We start from the raw sequence: 2,529 nt of genomic DNA, 5'->3' as shown, positions 1-2,529 counted from the left end.
ACGAAATCCGAAACTATGATCCGGAAGCGGCGATCGGATTGAGCCGGTTTAAACGGATCCCAAGAAATAATCGAGCACTGGATGTGAAAGAGTGCGCCGCGAACAGCGGGCGCGAGTGTTTCCGCACGTGGGGTTAGAACACGTTCGCGGCCTCTCATCGTAAACAGTTCATCGTTGAAATAATCGCGCAGCCGGCCGACGGCCGCGCTCATGGCCGGCTGACTTAGGTTGATGCTGCTTGCCGCCGCCGTAAGGTTGCGCTCGGTCAGCAGTGCGTCGAGCACGACGAGAAGGTTCAGATCAAGGCCTTTGAAACGCATGCCTCATCTGTCCGTAACGTCGTTGCTTGTCATCGCGACCATTGTGGGCGGCTAATTTATTGCAGATTGAGATTTGAGCAGACGTGGGCGTGGCGGCGCTCCGACAAGGATCTGCGACACATATCCAAGGTCGCGCGCAATCTTGCGAATTGCCATCGCTGCGGCGACAATCGTCACTCCAAGCACACTTGCGAACGCAATTCTGGTCGTGAGATTCCAGGCTTCTCCAAACTGGATGAAATCCATGAGGCGAAACGCGGCACCCTGAACAAGATAAACGAGCAGCGTGCTCTGACCGAGCTGCATCGCGACAAACTGAGCTATTCTAGTTGAGGAGGCAGCTCTCCAGCATTGGACCATAAACTGCATTGCCACCGCGGAAGCCGCTGCAGAGCCGGCGAACATCAGCAGCACTTGTTTGGCTGACTCTTCATCATCTATCAAAACATGATTGTTGAAGGCGTAGGTCTGCTTATCCCACAGAATTAAGGATATGAAAGCTATTATCGAAAGCAAGAGTACAAAGGTCGATTTGTGAGTCCAGATGATACTTTTCTGCCATCCAATTGGCTGGGCAAACAAGACCCCCAAACAATAAAATGGGTAAGTGTATCTTACCAACGGGGTTATTGACAATGTGACGGGCGCGAATGCGACCCCGATTGCGGATGCGCTTATGATCCACATCGGTAGCCGTTTGAAAGTTGCAAAAACACGAACTAGAACGAATGAAATAAACGCCGCCCATATGAACCAGTATGTTCCCATGATTTCCTTCGATAGATCCAGCAATACACCAGTTGGACTCTTCGTTGGATAAATCGTAACGGACTTTAGGGCGAAAATAAACGCGCACCAAACAAACATTGGCAGTAGTAACTGTACTGCTCGATCACGGACCCCTTGAGTGAACGATTTTCGAATAATTGCCCCGGAAGAGACATATCCACTTATCGCCATAAAGAGAGGCATATGAAATATGTATATTAGGTTATAATACGGAGACGTCCAGAAGTCGTCGGTACCTCTATAAATTATATATTGTATTAGGTGTCCAATTATTACCAAAGTAATTAGTACACCTTTGGCGAAATCGAGGCTTAGGTCTCGGTCCTTTATTTCCTCTGGGCGCGAGCCGCGTCCCTTCGCTCCACCTGTTATTTGATCAAGCATCAGACTCAAGCCCATCAGTTGCGGTTGCTACCGGCCGTGGGCACGGCGAGCGCGCCAGTTTCGGTGAAAAGGATCGGGACTTGCGCGGATCGCGGCGTGGTATCGAAGGCCGACTGGCTGCAACCGAGCGGACAAATTCCCAGTACCTGATCGCAAAAGCTGGAGCGCAGTGGCGGTCGCAATCAAGTGTGGCGACGCGAACGCCCGGAACTATTGTCGCGAGGCCGTCTCTGCAGGACCTCTCGCTACGGTCCCGCAGCGCGTGCCGAACCGTGCCAAATGCGAATGGAATGACAAGCTGCTGCAGCACCGGACGCATGACGCGGATAGAATGGCTCATTCGAGTCTCTCAAGATCCGGATGCACACTGTACAATCCGAGTTCGCCTACCAAGAAATCAAACTTGTCAACCAGGATGAAACGGCGGGTCCAAGTGAGCCACTGCGCTGTGCACATAGGGCCGATTTCGCGAACCTGCGGACTTGCACCGGCCCAGCTACGACCACCTGAAAACCCTTGTCGGCCAATAGCCTTTTCGGAAGATGGAGGAGAGTTCGAAATAATCGGCTACTTGCAAGTCATTTTCCCAGCACACCCTCAGAAGCAGTGGCCTGATCGGGTGCATCTCAGGTGCGGTCGTCTATGCAGCGCCCTGGAAGTTTGGTAAAATCGATTGTTTAGATCGCGAGCATCCACGCTATGGATAAGTGAAAGCGATGCGCTTCAAAGGCCTTGATCTGAACCTTCTCGTTGTGCTTGACGCGCTGCTGACCCAGCGCAACCTTACGGCGGCGGCAAGCAGCATCAACTTAAGTCAGCCGGCCATGAGCGCGGCCGTCGCCCGGCTGCGCGACTATTTCAAGGATGAACTGTTTACCATGAACGGCCGCGAACGTGTTCTAACCCCACGTGCGGAAACACTCGCGCCCGCTGTTCGCGGCGCACTCTTGAAAATCCAGAGTTCGATTATTTCTTGGGATCCGTTTAATCCGGCTCAGTCCGATCGCCGTTTCAGGATCACCCTTTCTGATTTCGC

General features: G+C 52.6%; 3 protein-coding genes and 1 pseudogene. 1 reads left to right on the top strand and 3 read right to left on the bottom strand.

The window, feature by feature from the left end; all coding sequences use genetic code 11:
- From AC0L3E_RS34470 to AC0L3E_RS34460, 3 genes and pseudogenes are all read right to left on the bottom strand, one after another.
- Positions 1 to 320, bottom strand: a 320-nt coding sequence (locus tag AC0L3E_RS34470) for a LysR family transcriptional regulator (protein ID WP_473606889.1), incomplete at its 3' end; no start/stop codon positions are given.
- Positions 321 to 371: 51 nt separating this feature from the next.
- Entirely contained in the window at positions 372 to 1,493 is a 1,122-nt protein-coding gene (gene nolL / locus AC0L3E_RS34465; RefSeq protein WP_473606891.1) for a nodulation factor fucose acetyltransferase NolL, read from the bottom strand.
- Positions 1,486 to 2,118 (bottom strand): annotated as a pseudogene (locus tag AC0L3E_RS34460) (GNAT family protein). The gene nolL and the pseudogene AC0L3E_RS34460 overlap by 8 nt, the downstream one beginning before the upstream one ends.
- A 91-nt stretch (positions 2,119 to 2,209) precedes the next feature.
- On the opposite strand from AC0L3E_RS34460, the gene AC0L3E_RS34455 reads away from it, so the two are divergent.
- On the top strand, positions 2,210 to 2,529 hold a 320-nt coding region (locus AC0L3E_RS34455), incomplete at its 3' end, for a LysR family transcriptional regulator (RefSeq protein ID WP_473606888.1).

The sequence above is a fragment of the Mesorhizobium sp. WSM4822 genome, from assembly GCF_055811155.1.
This window is presented reverse-complemented; position numbering and strand designations above follow the sequence as displayed.